Below are 16,379 nucleotides of genomic sequence, written 5' to 3'. Positions count from 1 at the left end.
GCAAGGTCCGTTTCAGTGAGAAGGGGGAAGCCGGTGCAGCGGCAGCACACCAGCAAGAGGAGAGAGCAGAGCCGCCCGGATCCGGGCCCAGAAGGCGCCGAGGATCACCAGGAAAAAGCCCAGCACAAGAATAGTCATCGCGGCACCTTCGCCATCAAACACGGTACTGGCAAGGGTGACGCTATAGCCGATGGCAGCAATCAAAAAGGACCGCCGGTCAATCACAATGGCCACCAGAGCAAAGCCCAGCAAGACCGCCATCAGTGCGATTTGCGCATTTGAGGTGCCCGTTTCCAGCAGGCTGAGGGCAACGGTGTTCACCAGGGCAGGTGCTGCCACCACATGCAACCAGAACCCCTGGGCCGAGCGCCGCGTCACCCGATGTGGATCGCTGAGATCAAACATCATCGCCACGGCAAAGACTCCCAGACCGACCAGCAGCGTCACCCAGGCAAAGGGACCAGAGGCCGACAGCAGGAAGAAATCGCTGATCTCAGCCGGGCTGCCTGTCTGCTGCGCGGTCATCATCAGGGCCACGGCAAAGGCCCCCAGCGCGATCAGCGCCATGGCAAAGGGCACCCGAAACCGCAGCCAGAACAGGCCCACAGCGAGGGTGGTCAGCATCATCGGCAGCGGCAGGCTGGAGAAATCATTCTGCGCCACCATGAAGGGTTCCGAGAAATAGGCCGTGATGCCGGTGCCGACATTGCCAGCCCACAGCACAGAGAGCGCTATGGCCGGGGCCGTCATGCGGCGGCGGCGAATGAAATACTCTGCCAACCCCCAAAGGACCACAGCACCCAGAGCTGCGGTCCAAATGGTTTTCTCGATGTAGCCCCCTAGGCTGCCTGCAATGTAGGCAGCCGTGACAGCCGCCCAGCCAGAGGCAAGAATGAGCATTCCGATGACGATAAAAATCTCGTTGAAGCCTTTGAACAGCTCAAAAGGCTCATCGCCAAGGGCAAGATCCTCGCGGGCGCCGCGGCGGCTATGGGCCAGCGCCATCAGAGAGGCGGCCTGCGCTTCGCTGATCAGGCCAGAGCCGACGGCGGCGCGGATGTCATTCTGTTCGATCTGGGTCACGTCAGCTCTCGACAGGGTTATCGGCTGGCATGATGGTTTCAACCGTCAGCCGGCCATTGGTATAGACACAAATATCCGCAGCGATGGCCATGGCATCCTGGGCCACGGCCTCGGCTGTGCGGTCACTGTCCATCATGGCACGGGCTGCAGCGAGCGCAAAATTGCCACCTGAGCCAATCGCGGCCACGTCATGCTCTGGCTCCAGCACATCACCGGCGCCGGTGATTACGAACATCTCAGAGCCATCGGTGACAATCAGCATCGCCTCAAGCTTTTGCAGATATTTGTCGGTGCGCCAGTCCTTGGCCAGCTCGACACTGGCGCGCGCCAACTGCCCTGGCGTGGCCTCCAGTTTGACCTCAAGCCGTTCCAGCAGGGTAAAGGCATCGGCGGTGGAGCCGGCAAACCCTGCCACCACGTCAAAGCCACCTGGCGACAGGCGGCGCACCTTGCGGGCAGAGCCTTTGATCACGGTTTGACCCAATGACACTTGTCCGTCGCCGGCGATGACCACTTCGCCATCCTTTTTGACACCAATAATGGTGGTTCCGTGCCAGCCGGGGAATTGATCCTCTGCCATCTTTGCCTCCAGATTTGTTGCCTCCTATATGGAATCATCCTTGCCTCGGTACAAGGTTCGCATAGCGGAGGCTGTGCCTGGAATATTGGTAAAACTCTTTGCAAGAGCCGGGCCAAACAGGGCGCTGTGGTCACAGGTTGCCACGCTCTGTGGTCACGGATCTGCGCGCCCAAAACAGACGGCGCGTTAACACTTTGGTCATTTGCTATGCATTGGGCGCATTTCGGGACTGTTAAACGGGCAATTGTGAGACTCAGATAGCTCTCCTACATGGAGGTCACAGGCAGACACCATGCCAAACACACCAAACAAAACAGACCGAATTAAAGGACTCGTGCAATGACGACCGCAAACCTCCATGCGCCGCTGGGCGCTGTATCCGTTCTTCGTCTGGTAGACGGCATCTTTAACCTCAAAGCCAACCTGGCTGTGTGGAACGACTCGCGCAAAACCCAGAATGCTCTGAGACAGCTGAGCGCAGCACAGCTGGATGACATTGGCATTTCCTATGCGGATATCGCCAAACTGTAAATTTTACAGACCGGTCACAACAGACTGGATACAACAGACGGGGCACAGAAGTGCCAGATGAGATGACCGCTCCAATCTGGGGCGGTTTTATCTTTTTCAGCTGCTGAGTTTGTAGGCCGGGGCTTGATCCGGCAGCCAGGCCTCGACCGCAGCTGTGGCCACGACATGCAGGCTGTCCGATGTCTCATCCGCAATGTTAAGGCCGCCTTTGACCGCCCGGACAGTGGCCCGCCCGCGCGGCAGATCCTGCGCCACCAGAACGCAATCAACCTGCTCCCGGTCCTGCACGGCGATGGTGACCTCAACCCGCATCTGGCTGTGGTCAATGTTCAGTTTGGAAAACAGGGTGATCGAGGAGTGATGCAGCGCATCCTGCACCGCGCGGCGCGCCGCCTTGGTGTAGTAGCGACCATAGAGATCGTTGCCGGTGCCCATTTCCAGAATGATGCGCTTTTCGCCCAGTGTTGCGGCCATGTCAGCAGTCTCCATCATGCCCTCTCCATATCAAACGAGACGATCACCGCGGCATTTGCGATCACCGTGCGCCCGGCTGCGTGGGGTTTTTCCACATCCAAACCGCCTTGGGTCACTTTGATATTTGGTTGCCCATAGGGAAAAATCGCCTTCAGGGCTGCAATATCGACCTGATCCGGCTGGGCGACGCCCACTTCGGCGTCGATGATCATGGCGTCTTTGGGGAAATCAAACAGCTCTGCCACACTGACCGAATTGTGCCAGAGCGCGTCTTTTATGGCTCGTTTTGCCGCCTCGGTATAGTCTTCGCGTCTGAGCGAGGTGCCCATGCCGAATTCCACCAATACCCGTGTTTTAGCCATATCCTGCTCCTGTTGGTCTGTGCAGGCAGCCTCGCTGAGGCGGGCGGAAAGGAAAGGGCCAGAATCAAAGGAGACTTTAGGCCAGCCGCGTCAGAGAGGCTGTGGCATCTACAGATCTGCGCCAAGCATATCGCGGATTTTCACAGCCTTCTCAAAATGGTCAAGCGCATGCGTTTCGATCCACCATGTCGCGATCGTCATCAGCAGGGCAGGGTCATCGTTCTTGTTCTTGAAAAAGGCATAAAACGACAGGCCAACGCCTTCGCCTTTCTTGGCGATTTTGCCCGTGCAAATGGCAATGGCCTTTTGGCGAAACTCCGGGGTCATGACATCTCCTTGCAACAAAAAAAGGCGCCCTCCGTAGAGAGCGCCTTTGGAAACGAGTGATCACTTTGATCAGATAGAATCGTTGATCCAGCTTTGCAGCGCGGCCTTGGGGGCGGCGCCAGCGCGGTTGGATACAACCTGACCATCCTTAAAGATAAACAGCGCAGGAATGCCACGCACGCCCATGGCAGCGGCGGCATTTGGGTTGCTGTCGACGTCAACTTTGACGATCTTTACAGCCTCGCCATATTCAGCTGACAGCTCTTCCAGAGCGGGGCCGATCTGCTTGCAGGGACCACACCATTCGGCCCAGAAATCCACCACAACGGGGACAGAGGAGTTCTTGACTTCGGCGTCAAATGTTTCGTCGGTGACGGCTACGGTGGACATTGAAATGTCTCCTGAGATCTATGGCAACTGGAGTCGGAACCTAGGTACGGCTTAAGGAATCGTCAAGGTTCCAGCACCTCCTTGAGCGCATCTGTCACAAGATCGTGCGGCAGAACCATCAGGCTGGCGGTGCGGGTCCAAAGCAGGGCGGTCTCAATCTTGCGATCCGGGTAGATTTGCGCCAGCGCGTGGGCATAGGCCGCCATCTGGCGCAGCAGGCCTTTGGGACAGCTGCGGGGCTGGTCCGGGACCTGTGCGTTGGATTTGAAATCCACCGCCAGAACCTTATCCGGTGTGATCAAAAGCCGGTCAATGATGCCATATAGGCGCTGCGCCCCCAGATCCGCCGTCACGGCGACCTCGGCCAGGGCATCGGCGGCAAAAATATGCGTAAGCTGGGGGCTTGTCAGCACGGCAGTCGCCTCGGCCAAAAGCTCCTCACGGTCATCAGCCTGCGGCAAAAGCCGTTGTGCCAACTCAGGCCAGCGCGCGTCTGGATAAGCTGACAGATGTTCCAGCAACAGATGCAGCCTGGTGCCGCGTGCCTTGGCTGCCTCCTCATCAAGCCCCTGTTCACCAGGCAGCGCCTTGGCACCGCCAAGATCTGAGGGTTTCACTGTGGGGTCAGCTGCAACATAGCTGGGCGCGACTTTGGTGAAAACCTCAGGTAAAACAGGCGCTTCGTGGGCGTGAACCACATGGGGCACAAACTCCAGCCCGTCCCAGTCTCCATGGGCAAGGCGCAGCCCTTCGCCGCCGGGCAGATCACAGGCTGTGGCACCGCCTTCACGCATGGCGGCTTCAACCCGCTGATACCAGCTGTCGCCGTCTTTTGACAGCGTCCCGGCACTGGCAACAATCAGCCATTTCTCGGCGCGGGTCAGGGCGACATAAAGCAAGCGCAGCCGCTCGTTATGCTGTTTTTCCTGTGCCGCCTCGCGGGCCGAGAACAGCAGCTCGGGCATTTGATCCTTGGGCAGTTTCCACAGCGGTGTGCCCTCCGCGACCATGATTTCAGCGTCGCTTGGCGCGTTGCGTTTTGCCGTATCGGGCAGAATCACAATCGGCGCTTCCAGCCCCTTGGAGCCATGCACCGACATCACCCGGATCATATCGCCCGAGGCGCCCATCTGGCGCTTGATCTCAAGCTCATCGGTCTGCATCCAGACCAGAAACCCGTTGAGACTGGGGATATCAGAGCGCTCATAGGCCAGCGCCTGCGACAAGAGTGCGTTGATGCCATCCTCGGCCTCGGCCCCCAGCCGGCCCAGCAGTTTCTGCCGCCCCTTATGCCGGGTCAGGATGCGTTCAATCAGATCAAAGGGACGCAGAAAATCTGTCTGGCTGCGCAGATCATCCAGGATGGCCATGGTGTCGGCAAAGTCAGCGCGTCGCTCCCGCAGGGCGGGCCAGAGATGCGGGCTGTTGCGGCGATTGGCGAGATCAAACAACATCTGTTCGGACCAGCCAAACAGTGGCGATTTCAGCGCCTCAGCCAGCGCCAGCGAATCCTCAGGCGTGGCAAGAAAGGACAGCAGGGCGGCGATGTCTTTCACTGCCAGTTCGGCACCAACCTTTAGCCGATCCGCGCCGGCAATGGGCAGTTCGGCATTTTTACAGGCGCGGATGATTTCGGAAAACAGCTCGGAACGGCGCTGTACCAGAATGAGAAAATCACCCGCATGCACCGGCCGACGCTGAAAAGTCATCTCACCACCGGGGCCTTTGGGTCCATCTATTGGCAGAGTGGTTTTGCTGTCGATCATCTCTTTAATCGGGCGGGCAATGCGCTCGGCCAGGATGACGGTGTGATGCCGGGTGCCGGGCCGGTCTACCGGGTCGGTCCAGTCGCTGTCACCGTCGTCCTCGGTTTTGTCGACCACGGGCCATAGATCCACCCGGCCGGGCAGGTCGGATTTAAAGGCGCGGTGCAGCGCATCACTGTGAAAGCCGGCGCGGGGGCTGTCCTTGAACACCAGATCCACCAGTCGCAGGATTGCCGCAGACGAGCGAAACGAGAATTCCAGCGCGGCGTTCTGCGGACCAGCGCCAGATTCGGACAGTCTGTCAGCAAATTCAATCTGCATACGGTCAAAGGCATCGGGGTCGGCACCCTGAAAGGAATAGATCGACTGCTTTTTGTCACCAACCACAAAGATGGTGCGCTCCACATCCGAGCGGGCACCGATCCCGGCGGTGAATTCCTGCGCCAGTTTCTCGATCACATCCCATTGTACCGGGCTGGTGTCCTGCGCCTCGTCCACCAGAATATGGTCGATGCCACCGTCCAGACGGTACAGCACCCAGGCAGCAACGGCGGGATCATTCAGCAATTGCCTGGCATTGAGGATCAGATCATCAAAGTCGAGCCAGCCGCGCAGGCGTTTGCGCGCCTCGTATTTCGGCAGGAAGGCGGCGGCAAACTGGTGCAGCTCCAGCGACTTTTGCGCCGCCACCAGCGCCAGACGTTTGGCGCGGGCATCCTCAACGCGCAGCATCAATGGTTCTAGCTGATCCATCAGGCTGTGATTGGCCTCTCGCAGTTTCTTGGTCGGAAAGCTGCCGGTTTTGGCCGAAAAGGGCGCTTTGGCACTGGCGCCGGTTAAAAAGACGCTTTCGAGTACCGGAAGATCGTTCAGCCCCGGCTGGGCAATTCCCGCCAGTTTAATCGCCGCCTTTTGGTCATTGGGGCCACCCGAGGCCAGCATGGCACGGCTACGAGACAGCAGCTCTTCTTCACCGCCAAAAAACACGAGGTCTTCGAGTGCGGAGCGATCAAAGCCTTCGGGCAGATCAAACCGCGCCAGCATCGCGGGCCAGTCCAGTGGCGTGTCAAACTCGGCGCGGCGCTGGCACAGGGCGGCTGTCAGATCTTCAAAATCGCTGCCACCAACATGGCGGGCCAGTGGTTCCACCAGATGCGCCAGATCGCCCTTGGCCATGTCCTCGACTATTTCGGCGCGCAGCAGGGCGGCGGCGCGGTCCTCCATCTCGGAGAACTGCGGACTGACGCCGGCCTCCAGCGGAAAGCGGCGCAGCAAGGAGGAGCAGAACGAGTGAATGGTCTGGATTTTCAGACCACCTGGGGTCTCAATGGCGCGGGCAAACAGGGTGCGGGCCTGTGACAGACCCTCATCCGAGATCACATCATCGGCACCCAGCTCCATCAGCGCAGTCGTAAGTGGTGCGTCGCGCAGCATTGCCCATTCGCCCAACCGCTTGAACAACCGGTTCTGCATCTCGCTGGCGGCGGCTTTGGTATAGGTCAGGCAGAGGATATGCTGTGGCTGCACGCCTTTCAGCAGCAGTCGCGCCACCCGGTCGGTCAGCACCTTGGTCTTGCCCGAGCCGGCATTGGCCGCCAGCCAGGTAGAGGCATCGGGGCGGGCGGCGCGAAACTGCGCTTCTGATGCGGCATCGCGGAGTTTTCTGGCAGCAGGTCTCATGTCAGATCCTCGGGCTTTGGCGTCGCACTGCGGTCCCATTCACCAAAACGGGCCAGATGATCGTAGTCGCCTGCGATGTCGTCCCGGTGTACCATGCGGCGGCTGGAATAGCCCTGCTCAGGCTCAAAATAGGCCCCAATCAGCTGTTTCAGCTCTTCCCAGATCTTGGCGGGGGGCTGGTCCTGCAGGGGCGCGGCGACTTCTTTTAATGTGCTGCCCAACCCGATAAAGGCGGCGCTGGCCACCTCGGCGGGGCCGATCTCCTTGAACGCGCCTTCCTCGGCCATTGCCGCCTCGATCAGCAGCTGCTTTTCAAATTTCTTTTGCTGGGCTTCCGAGGGCGGCGCGCCGGTTTTATAGTCATAGAGATGCAAAAAGCCGCGGTCGTCCTGATCAATGCGGTCGGCGCGGCAGGCAATGGTGAAATCCGGCGGCTCCAGCCGGGCCTCGCCCTGTGCCTCTAGTTTCAGGGGTTTAGCCCGCAGTTGGCGCTGTTGCTCGGCGAGGATGAAATCCCCGGCCAGGCGTTCAATACGCGACAGCCAAAGCAGGCGCGCCACCGGCCAGGGCACATCGCGTTCCAGCAGGCTGCGTGCGGTCGCCACCAGAGTGTCGCGGCTCAGACGGCTGGGATCCTGAAGGCTATCGCGAATGAAATGTTCAAATATTTCATGCACCACGGTGCCCCGCAGCAGGGCGTCGGGTTCCTGCACCAGGGGGTTTAGGGGCCGTAGCCGTAACACATGTTTGGCGTAAATCGCATAGGGGTCGCGGATCAGGCGCGGGATTTCGGTGATGGTGAGACGGCGCGGCCGCGTGGCCACAGGTGGGCGCGGCGACGGGCGCTGTGCCGGGGGCAAAGGCGCGGGCTGTTCCAGTGCTTCGACCCAGCCAAGCCACTCTTGCCCGCGTGCTGTCATCGCGTCCAAGGCGGCCCTGCCACCCTGATCTGGCAGCCCGGACAGCAGGTTTGTCATCCGGTTGAGCCAGCGCGACGCCACCGTGTCGGCTTCGTCCGAGCGCGCAGCGCGGGTCAGCCAGACCTCAGGGGCGGCAATGGCCTGCTGAAAATCATGCGCTGACAGGCCAATGCGGCGTTCCGGCAGCAAAAGCCCCGCCTGATGGCGCAGCTGGCGGTTGAGCCAGGGATCGGGTTTGGCGGCCTCGGGCCAGCTGCCCTCATTCAGGCCACCAAGAATGACCAGATCGGCGCCTTGCACCCGGGCCTCAAGTGTGCCCCAGATCATGATCGACCCATAGGGGGTGTCGCGGTCGCGCACTTCACCCTGTGACAGGATCGCGGCGAGCAGATCGGCAAAGTCGCGTGCCGACATCTCGCCGCCGTAAGGGGCCTCGGCTTCGAGGTTTCCTATGACCTCAAGCGCGGCCTGTCCGGCCTTCTTGTCCCAAAGGGTGCCGCTTTCCCCAGGTGCGGAAACCTGGCTGCCAGCAGCAATTGATTCGGCACGGCTGCGCAACAACGCGACCCAGTCAGTAAGGTGCAATGTGCCCATGACCTGCTGGTCGGCGTAGTGCTCTGTCAGCCACTGCGTCCAGCCCGGTATCAGATCGCGTTTGTCGCCAAAGGCGTCAAAGCTTGCCGCCTCGGGAAAGGGCGGGCCATTGCGGCGCAGGTCCAGCTCAAAATCGCGGGTGTGACGCAGGTGCTCACCGCGCGCGGCCTCAGTACTGGCGCCATCGTGGGTGAGAGGGTGTTTCAGCAGGGTGAGCAGCGCATCGGCGGTGAGCGGGCGGCAAAAAAGGTCGGCCACGTGGCGCAGGAACCGCCCCGGAGGGGTCAGTTGCAGCGGCAGGCCAGCGGAATCATCCGGCAGAATGTCCCAGCGATCCAGCGCCGCTGACACCAGACGGGTCAGCATGCGATCCGGCGAGATCAGCGCGGCGGTTTTGCCGTCTTCTGCCGCCTGGCGCAGCCGCAGGGCAATCGCCAGCGCCTCAGAGCGCGGATTGGGAGCCTCTACCAGAGTGATGTCGGCGCAGGCCGCGTCGAGATCTTTGAGGTCCGGCCCTTCGCTCATCCAGGCATGGGTGACGGGCGCCGGGCGCAGCGCCAGCGACACCAGCCGGTTGCGCGGCTCTGATGCGGGCTGATCCGCACTCCAGCGCTGAACCATATCCGGGGTCATGTCGAGATCAGCGACCAGCTTGGCAAAGCGGTATTGCGGGTGGTCTTCTGCCGTCAGCGCGTCCTTGAGATGGGTCCAGACCTCTGCCGGTTGTTCAAAATCATAGCCCGGCAGCACCACGGCCCCCTGCGGCAGGCGGGCAATGGCCTGCATCAGCATCAGGGTGGTGCCGCGTGAGCCGGTCGAACCAGCCAGAATGATGGGATGTTGCGGCGGATTTTCCTGCCAGGTTTCAATGAGGTTCAAAACCACCTGACGTTGCCGCGCCTCGGCATCCATGGCGCCATCGTGGGTTTCAACAAACTCATCCGCGAAGCCGATAAAGGACTGCGCCCGGGCCCAGTGGCCGGACATATCCGTGATATCAAGATTGCGGATCACATCGGTGCTGACGCCTTCACCCTGCATCTCGTCGATCAGCGCCGCAAGGCTGTCGGAAAGATCATAAAGCGAGGAGCGCGCCGCGAGATCGGGCTGCGCATCCAGCAGTTTGGCGATCAGCTGTGACAGCTCTAGCCGGCGGCGCAGCGGTGGCAAGGCAGGCGGGAGACCCTGCAGACTGGCTTCGCGGGCTAGATCCGTGAGCAGACGCATTCGCGGCAAAATCAGCGCCGGGCCGGCCTCAAACAGGCTGCGGCAGCGGCGCATCATGCGCGAGGTATTCAGGATGATCTCGACCCGAGCGAGGCCCTCGGGCGGCAGGGATTTGCCACGCTGCACCAGCCCCCGGACCAGCGCGCGGGGGAAGTCGACACCATTGGGAACAGCAAAAATGCGGGCGGTTTCAGAAGGTTCAAACAAGGTCATTGGCAATCAGATCCTCGGCGATGGCAATTCCTTCGGGGTGACCCACATCGCACCAGTGACCGGGGTATTCCACCGCAAAAAGACGCTGGCTTCGGGCCATCTGGTTCCACAACAGGTTCAGCGAAAACGCCTGGTCGCTGATGCGATGCAGGCTGTCTGTCTTGAGGATCTGCACGCCGCCATAAACCAGATCCCCCCCCCGGCTGAGCCGCCCGTCCGCTGCGCACGAGAAATCCCCGGCACCCATGCGACCATGGCAGCGCGCACTGGGAATACAGACCAGGAGCGCGTCCATTCTGGCGGGATCCCAATTGTCGCGGGCCAGCTGGAAAGGATTGATACCCTTCCAGATCACATCTGTATTGGCGGTATAAACCGGAGCGCGGCCCAGCAGCGGCAAGGCGTGACGCAGCCCGCCACCGGTATTCAGCACTTCTGGGGATTCATGACTGAGCTGTACGGATTTTGGCGCCAGATGTGCCTCGAGGATCTCGGGCAAGTAGTGCAGATTGGCGACGATCACCTGCGGCTGGATCGCCTGCGCCAAATCCAGCGTGTGATCAATCAGCGGCCTGCCTGCAACCGGGATCATCGGTTTGGGACAGCTGCGCGTCAGCGCCTTCATCCGGGTGCCAAAGCCGGCGGCGAACAACATCGCACTGTGGGGGGCGGGGCTGTTCATCGGCGCAGCTTTGCGAGGGTGTCGGCGGTTGGGGCAGGCAGTTCCGCCAGCAGCCAGTCGGCCAGAGGCGCGACCGCAGGATGCTCCAGCCCGTTGATCACATGTCGCCAGACCCGTGGCATCAGATCCAGGTACTGAGATTTGCCATAATCCAGCGACAGGCGGGCAAAGACGCCAAGGATGCGCAGGGTGCGCTGCAAACCGATCACCGCATAGGCGCTGCGAAAACCGGAGGCGTCGACGCCAGTCGCCGCAATATAGCGCTCGATCATCTGCATCTCGATTGCGGCGGGGACATCGCGGCGCGCGTCCTGCAGCAGCGAGACCAGATCATAGGCGGGGTGGCCAATGCGGGCGTCCTGAAAATCAATCACGCCGACACGGGCCAACCCGTCGCGCTCGGGCAGCCACATCAGGTTTTGCACGTGAAAATCCCGGTGCACAAAGACCATATCGCCGCGGACTGTCTGGCGCAGGATATCCTCGAACTGGTTTTCAAACCGCTGTTGCATGTCCGGATCTGGAGCGCCGTGAATCGCGCCGCAATAGCGGGCAATCACCAGCGATGACAGCTCGGCCATGGCACGGGGGCCAAGCGGCTCTAGCTCGGGTGTTGGGGCCTGATGCAGGTGGACCAAAAGATCGGTGGCCAGCGCGTACAGAGCCTGTTCCTGACGGGGGTCGGCGGCGATGACGTCATAGAACTGCGCGTTGCCAAGATCCTCGGTCAGCAAAAACCCGTTTGCCGCATCTTCCGCAATGATCGCAGGGGCGCTGACACCCTGGGCGCGCAGGATATTGGCGATACGGACAAAGGGGCGAATATCCTCGCCGGTGTCAGGCGGCGCATCCATCAGCACCAGGGAGCGGCCATCCGGGCTGGTCAGGCGCTCGTAGCGGCGCGCCGAGGCATCCCCGGCCAGGACAGCGCTACTCCAGTCGCCCCGGCCGGTTTGCTGCAAAAACGCGGTGATTTGGCTGTCACGACTGCTCATTGGATGCCTCACGGATAATGCCTCGCAGGCGGTTTTGCCATTTGGCGTCGCTCCAGGTCAGGGTCAGGTGGCGGCGGTCCTCATGGTCTGCGTCCAGATCAGACTCCAGCGCCAGGGCAATGTGCAGCGCGTGGGAAGGGGTCAGCTCGGCCAACCTGTCGGGCCATTCTATCAGGCAGATCGCGTCGTCAAAGGCCTCGGTGAGGCCCAGCTCTTCGATTTCTTCCAAAGATGAGAGCCGGTAGAGGTCGGCATGCCACAGCTCTGTGCCGGCAACATCATAGGTCTGCACAAGGGTGAAGGTCGGCGAGGGGACGTCTTCGGGACTGGTCATCAGGGACTGGATCAGACTGCGGGCAAAATGGGTCTTGCCGGCGCCAATCGGTCCCTCAAGCAGCAGGCAGTCCCCGGGCTGCAATCGCGCGGCAATCTGCTGCGCCAGCCGGGTGGTCTCCTCGGGAGAGGAAAGCCAGCAGGAAAACGGACTCGTTGCTCCATGCGAATTTCGGAGGTCAGAATGGTCTGGAGAGGGGCTTTTGCTCATGGCTGCACAATGCCTTTGGCAGGCAGCCGCTGCAAGCGCGAAGGGCGCAATCACTGGCTGTTGATTGCGCCCTCAGGTTAGGTCGGCCTTTGATCGCACTTGGTGCGAAAATCAGGCAGAGCCGCCTTGATCTGTGATGGCGAACCTTTGTTGCTCAACAGGGGGCAGGCCGGGTTCTGGTGCCTGAAAACTCACCATGGTGGCGCCGTTCTGGATTGCCGAGACCTTGCACAACAGGGGCGTGCCGTCGCGCAACTGCACCCGTGACCACCAGGGGGTGCGCGCTTCGCTGCCGGCAACAAAGTCGCGGATTTCGCCCCAGACGGGCGTGGCGCTGCAGGTATCCTGCCAGATCCGGGCCGCATCCATGATCGAGACCTTGGCAAAGCTGGCATCAGGATCCATTTTCCACAGCGCGTGGTAGGTCTCGTTGGAGAAGGTCATGGTGCCGTCATTGGCAAAGACAGCAATGGCTTCGCCCATCTGGTCCATGATCGACTGACCCATTTCCAGCTCTGAGCGGAACTGGCGTGTCAGGGTGACTTCGGCGGTGATGTCTTCAAACAGAAAGGCAATGGCGCCATCGGGGTGGGGGCGCCCGGAGACGGAATAGACAGAGCCCGAGGGCAAAGACCAGGTTTCCTGATAGCGGCCTTCGGCGGCGGCTTCGAGCAGGTCTTCGATCTGATGGCGCCAGCTGGAGTAGTTCTTTGGCTCGGGCATCATGCGCTGATCGCGCAGCCGGTCAAAGAAGGTCATCAGCGTCGGGCGTGAGCTGAGAAAGCCGGAAGGCAGGGCAGTGAGGTCGATCAATACGGGATTGAACAGCACCAGCTGGCGGTTCCGGTCAAAAATCGCCAGCCCGATGGACAGCTGCGCAAAGGTTTTGGCCAGGGTCTGCACAAAGTTGCGCTGGGCGACTTCGGCGTCGACAACGGCGTTTACATCCACCGCATGACACAGCCAGCCGGCCTCGGTTTCGGTGGTGGAGATATTGTACCACAGACGTTTGGTGCTTTCCGGCATCGGGATCGAGATCCGCTCGGGCTTGCCGCTGGATTTGGGTTCGTCGAGGTTGTTGAACAGGGGTTCTGAGAATTCAGCGTCACGGCCGCGAATTTTGTGGCTGAGATCGTCATAGGCAAGGTTCGACCAGGTGACGGCGCCTTCCTCAGATTGCAGCCAGACAGGATAGGGCGCCTGATGCACGGCGGCACGCAGGGTGGTGAGCTCTTGATCCAGGGATTTGTTCTGTTCTTCCAGGGTGCTGCGGCGCAGCTGGACCCGGGTGATGCCATCAATCCATTCGCAATGGGCTTCGCGGCTTTCAGCCGAGGCGGTGCCTGACAGAACCAGCGGGCCGACATCCTTGAGAAAGCCGGGGCTTTGCGGCAGGCCGGGGTAGTTGCGGGCCAATTGGTCGCGCAGCATGTTCCAGCTGAAATGCTCTGCATGTTCACCGATGAACTTGCGGGCACCGGAAGACCATCCGATCAAGCTGGTATCATCAAAGAGGAAGACCGCATCTGCGCGACCGTCTCCGATAAGCAAATCCTGCTCCATACCCTTTGATCTTTGTTCAGGCGAAAGCCACCACACGGCTACCGCAGCTGTGGCGCAGCAAAGTGTGGCCAGCATCAACCACTCGATCGAGATGAGGTTCTGCATTTTATCCTGCCTATTTCAGTGCTCGTTTTTCCCTATGGTGACCTAGAAATGGTTAACCCAAGTTTAATTGATTACCGAAAAGTGAATAGTTAAACTTCTATCCATTTATTTTGCCCCGTTGGGACGGCGTTCTCTCCGACCAGTGCGTCAATTTTGTCTCGTGGCCAGGATACCACAACGATGGCGCCGCGGCGATCCTGCGGATGCGGCAGGGGTTGGTTGGCTCCGTTGGAGAATTTCAGCTCGGCACCTGTACGCTCTAGCAGGGTTTTGGCGATGAACAATCCCAAACCCATGCCCTGATACTCCGGGCGTTGCTTTCGGTCATTTTCACTGCGCCGCCGCCGCATAAAGGGATCGCCGATACGGCCCAGCAGGTGCGGCGGAAAGCCACGGCCGTCATCATGGATATGCAGGCAGATCCAATCGTCGTTCCAGGCGGCATTGATCCATACGGTGGTTCGGGAAAAATCCACCGCGTTTTGCACCAGGTTGCGCAGACCATGGCTGATTTCCGGTTTGCGCAGGATCGTGGGCTGCTGAAAACTGCCATCCTCCAGCGGTCCTTCTTCAAAGATGATCTCTTTGCCGCGATTCAGATGCGGCTCGGCAGCCTCATGGATCACGGTCGAGAGCGGCGCCTGTCGCGGATGCAGGTCGTCTTTGCCGGCCCGGCCCATGTCGCGCAGAATGACGCGACACCGGTCGGCCTGCTCGCGAATGAGAACGGCATCCTCACGCAGGTCTGGCTGATCCTCCAGCTCTTCGATCAACTCGCCACTGGCCAGCTTGATGGTTGCCAATGGCGTGCCCAGCTCGTGCGCCGCTGCGGCCACCACGCCACCAAGATCGGTAAGCTTCTGTTCGCGCGACAGCGCCAGCTGCGTCGCGGCCACAGCATCGGACATGCGCCGCATCTCGGCGCTGATGCGAAAGGAATAGGCACCGATAAACAGAATGGCGATAACAATGGCGGTCCAGTTGCCAAAGATAAAGACATCCGGAATGCGCAGGATAAACCCCTGTGCGGTGCGCAGCGGCAGGTGGAACTCAGCCATGAGCGTGACCAGAATGATGGCTGTGCCGCCAATTAGCAGGGTTGAGCGCAGCCCCATCATGGCGGCAGAAATGGTAACGGGCGCCAGCACCAGCAGCGCAAAGGGATTGTTCAGCCCCCCTGTGAGATAGAGCAGGAACCCAAGTTGCAGCAGGTCAAACAGCACCATCAGAAAGTTTTCAAACTCTGAGAGACGTTTGTTCTCGGGAAAGACAAAAATCGCCAGCAGATTGCTGATGACCGAGATGCCAACAGCCAGGAGGCACAGCCCAAGCTCCAGTTGCAGGTTATAGAGCTGCTGCGCCACGGTGATCGCGATAAGCTGACCGGCGATGGCGACCCAACGCAGAACGATCAGGGTTCGCAGACGAATCCAATGGCTGCGTTCTTGCCCCTGCATCAGGCCAAATTGAGTATCACTCATGCTGTATCGCTCATTCTGTATGTCTCCCGTGGCATGGGGGCTGGTCAGGCAGGCTCGCGCACCTGTGACATTGAGTTGCACTGGGGTTGGTTGCATTGCCTGAGTTTCTTGATAGGTCTGGCGGCGGAAACGATCAACTGTCCTCCTCCAACATAAAGTGTGATCACATGACGCGCCTCTATTCAATTCTCGCCATTCTCTTTGTCGCAGCCCTGGCCGGCGGCACCTGGCTGATCACCCGTGGTGGTGCGCCGCAGGACCAGTTTGCCCAGTGTCGCAGCAGTACCGTTGCGGGCGGCTCTGGCGCGATTGGTGGCCCCTTTGAGTTGGTAAATGCCAAGGGCGAGACCGTGACCGACAAGGACGTCTTTACCGAGCCGTCGCTTTTGTATTTTGGCTATACCTTTTGCCCCGATATCTGCCCCATGGATGTGTCGCGCAATGCCGAGGCCGTCGATCTGCTGGCCGAGCGCGGCATCAGCACCGCGCCTGTGTTCATTTCAATCGACCCCGAGCGGGACACTCCCGAAGTGGTGGGCGATTTTGCCTACAACATGCATGAAAAGATGATTGGCCTCACCGGATCGCTTGAGCAGGTCAAGGCCGCCAGCCGTGCCTACAAGACCTATTTCAAACGCCAGCCCGGCGATGAAGACTATTATCTGGTTGATCATTCGACCTTTGCCTATCTGGTGTTGCCCGAGGTGGGATTTGTTGATTTCTTCCGCCGGGACGAGACACCAGAGCAGGTCGCGGACAAGGTCAGCTGCTTTGTCGACAATATGTAAATAGAACGAGTGGTTTGACCTTCTAGTCAGGGTCGCTAATATCGAATTCAACAATGTGCGTGGAATAGGCGGAG

The 16,379-nt window shown here is 60.2% G+C and carries 15 protein-coding genes; 2 read left to right on the top strand and 13 right to left on the bottom strand.

The features are described from left to right. Positions 1-12: 12 nt before the first annotated feature. Together B4968_RS03920 and hslV are read right to left on the bottom strand one after the other, a co-directional pair. Complete coding sequence (locus B4968_RS03920; protein ID WP_083096793.1) at positions 13-1,083, bottom strand: hypothetical protein; 1,071 nt, start codon at positions 1,081-1,083, stop codon at positions 13-15. A gap of 1 nt (position 1,084) precedes the next feature. Further along, positions 1,085-1,663, bottom strand: a complete 579-nt coding sequence (gene hslV, locus B4968_RS03915) for an ATP-dependent protease subunit HslV (RefSeq protein ID WP_083096791.1) — start codon at positions 1,661-1,663, stop codon at positions 1,085-1,087. Between the two features lie 339 nt (positions 1,664-2,002). On the opposite strand from hslV, the gene B4968_RS03910 reads away from it, so the two are divergent. Continuing rightward, positions 2,003-2,194, top strand: a complete 192-nt coding sequence (locus tag B4968_RS03910; protein ID WP_083096788.1) for a DUF1127 domain-containing protein — start codon at positions 2,003-2,005, stop codon at positions 2,192-2,194. Positions 2,195-2,290: 96 nt separating this feature from the next. Here the strand turns inward: B4968_RS03910 and B4968_RS03905 are convergent, their stop codons facing one another. The 11 genes from B4968_RS03905 to regB all read right to left on the bottom strand — a co-directional run bounded on the left by B4968_RS03905 (position 2,291) and on the right by regB (position 15,517). Then, positions 2,291-2,656 carry a Lin0512 family protein gene (locus B4968_RS03905; protein WP_083096895.1) on the bottom strand — a complete coding sequence of 122 codons (366 nt, stop codon included), beginning with the start codon at positions 2,654-2,656 and terminating at the stop codon, positions 2,291-2,293. A 26-nt stretch (positions 2,657-2,682) separates the two neighbouring features. Then, positions 2,683-3,030, bottom strand: coding sequence for a Lin0512 family protein (locus B4968_RS03900; protein WP_083096786.1), 348 nt, complete (start codon positions 3,028-3,030; stop codon positions 2,683-2,685). Between the two features lie 108 nt (positions 3,031-3,138). Beyond that, complete coding sequence (locus B4968_RS03895) at positions 3,139-3,357, bottom strand: DUF6500 family protein (protein WP_083096783.1); 219 nt, start codon at positions 3,355-3,357, stop codon at positions 3,139-3,141. Positions 3,358-3,426: 69 nt separating this feature from the next. Beyond that, positions 3,427-3,747 (bottom strand): thioredoxin, encoded by a 321-nt coding sequence (gene trxA / locus B4968_RS03890; RefSeq protein WP_083096780.1) that lies wholly within the window; start codon positions 3,745-3,747, stop codon positions 3,427-3,429. Positions 3,748-3,809: 62 nt separating this feature from the next. Beyond that, the gene (gene addA / locus B4968_RS03885) at positions 3,810-7,193 is read right to left on the bottom strand and encodes a double-strand break repair helicase AddA (protein ID WP_083096777.1); all 3,384 of its coding nucleotides are present in this window, start codon (positions 7,191-7,193) and stop codon (positions 3,810-3,812) included. Then, complete coding sequence (addB, locus tag B4968_RS03880; protein ID WP_173907528.1) at positions 7,190-10,147, bottom strand: double-strand break repair protein AddB; 2,958 nt, start codon at positions 10,145-10,147, stop codon at positions 7,190-7,192. The genes addA and addB overlap by 4 nt, the downstream gene beginning before the upstream one ends. Then, complete coding sequence (locus B4968_RS03875; RefSeq protein ID WP_241525534.1) at positions 10,134-10,829, bottom strand: nucleotidyltransferase family protein; 696 nt, start codon at positions 10,827-10,829, stop codon at positions 10,134-10,136. The genes addB and B4968_RS03875 overlap by 14 nt, the downstream gene beginning before the upstream one ends. Then, positions 10,826-11,824 carry an aminoglycoside phosphotransferase family protein gene (locus B4968_RS03870; RefSeq protein WP_083096772.1) on the bottom strand — a complete coding sequence of 333 codons (999 nt, stop codon included), beginning with the start codon at positions 11,822-11,824 and terminating at the stop codon, positions 10,826-10,828. The genes B4968_RS03875 and B4968_RS03870 overlap by 4 nt, the downstream gene beginning before the upstream one ends. Further along, the gene (gene tsaE, locus B4968_RS03865; protein ID WP_083096769.1) at positions 11,811-12,368 is read right to left on the bottom strand and encodes a tRNA (adenosine(37)-N6)-threonylcarbamoyltransferase complex ATPase subunit type 1 TsaE; all 558 of its coding nucleotides are present in this window, start codon (positions 12,366-12,368) and stop codon (positions 11,811-11,813) included. Before tsaE ends, B4968_RS03870 begins: the two co-directional genes overlap by 14 nt. Positions 12,369-12,479: 111 nt before the next feature. Continuing rightward, positions 12,480-14,036 carry a PAS-domain containing protein gene (locus B4968_RS03860; RefSeq protein WP_083096766.1) on the bottom strand — a complete coding sequence of 519 codons (1,557 nt, stop codon included), beginning with the start codon at positions 14,034-14,036 and terminating at the stop codon, positions 12,480-12,482. An 89-nt stretch (positions 14,037-14,125) separates the two neighbouring features. Further along, the gene (gene regB, locus B4968_RS03855) at positions 14,126-15,517 is read right to left on the bottom strand and encodes a sensor histidine kinase RegB (RefSeq protein ID WP_083096764.1); all 1,392 of its coding nucleotides are present in this window, start codon (positions 15,515-15,517) and stop codon (positions 14,126-14,128) included. A 167-nt stretch (positions 15,518-15,684) separates the two neighbouring features. Between regB and B4968_RS03850 the strand changes: the two genes are divergently transcribed. Then, complete coding sequence (locus B4968_RS03850; protein WP_083096761.1) at positions 15,685-16,305, top strand: SCO family protein; 621 nt, start codon at positions 15,685-15,687, stop codon at positions 16,303-16,305. Positions 16,306-16,379 lie beyond the last annotated feature (74 nt).

Origin of the sequence: Pseudophaeobacter leonis (assembly GCF_002087335.1) — a bacterium.
Taxonomy (GTDB): Bacteria; Pseudomonadota; Alphaproteobacteria; order Rhodobacterales; family Rhodobacteraceae; genus Pseudophaeobacter; species Pseudophaeobacter leonis.
This window is presented reverse-complemented; position numbering and strand designations above follow the sequence as displayed.

Coding starts and splice junctions, on each gene's coding strand:
- hslV (WP_083096791.1), bottom strand. CDS start 1,663: ATGGCAGAGGATCAATTCCCCGGCTGGCACGGAACCACCATTATTGGT.
- B4968_RS03910 (WP_083096788.1), top strand. CDS start 2,003: ATGACGACCGCAAACCTCCATGCGCCGCTGGGCGCTGTATCCGTTCTT.
- B4968_RS03900 (WP_083096786.1), bottom strand. CDS start 3,030: ATGGCTAAAACACGGGTATTGGTGGAATTCGGCATGGGCACCTCGCTC.
- B4968_RS03895 (WP_083096783.1), bottom strand. CDS start 3,357: ATGACCCCGGAGTTTCGCCAAAAGGCCATTGCCATTTGCACGGGCAAA.
- trxA (WP_083096780.1), bottom strand. CDS start 3,747: ATGTCCACCGTAGCCGTCACCGACGAAACATTTGACGCCGAAGTCAAG.
- addA (WP_083096777.1), bottom strand. CDS start 7,193: ATGAGACCTGCTGCCAGAAAACTCCGCGATGCCGCATCAGAAGCGCAG.
- addB (WP_173907528.1), bottom strand. CDS start 10,147: ATGACCTTGTTTGAACCTTCTGAAACCGCCCGCATTTTTGCTGTTCCC.
- B4968_RS03875 (WP_241525534.1), bottom strand. CDS start 10,829: ATGAACAGCCCCGCCCCCCACAGTGCGATGTTGTTCGCCGCCGGCTTT.
- B4968_RS03870 (WP_083096772.1), bottom strand. CDS start 11,824: ATGAGCAGTCGTGACAGCCAAATCACCGCGTTTTTGCAGCAAACCGGC.
- tsaE (WP_083096769.1), bottom strand. CDS start 12,368: ATGAGCAAAAGCCCCTCTCCAGACCATTCTGACCTCCGAAATTCGCAT.
- B4968_RS03860 (WP_083096766.1), bottom strand. CDS start 14,036: ATGCAGAACCTCATCTCGATCGAGTGGTTGATGCTGGCCACACTTTGC.
- regB (WP_083096764.1), bottom strand. CDS start 15,517: ATGAGTGATACTCAATTTGGCCTGATGCAGGGGCAAGAACGCAGCCAT.
- B4968_RS03850 (WP_083096761.1), top strand. CDS start 15,685: ATGACGCGCCTCTATTCAATTCTCGCCATTCTCTTTGTCGCAGCCCTG.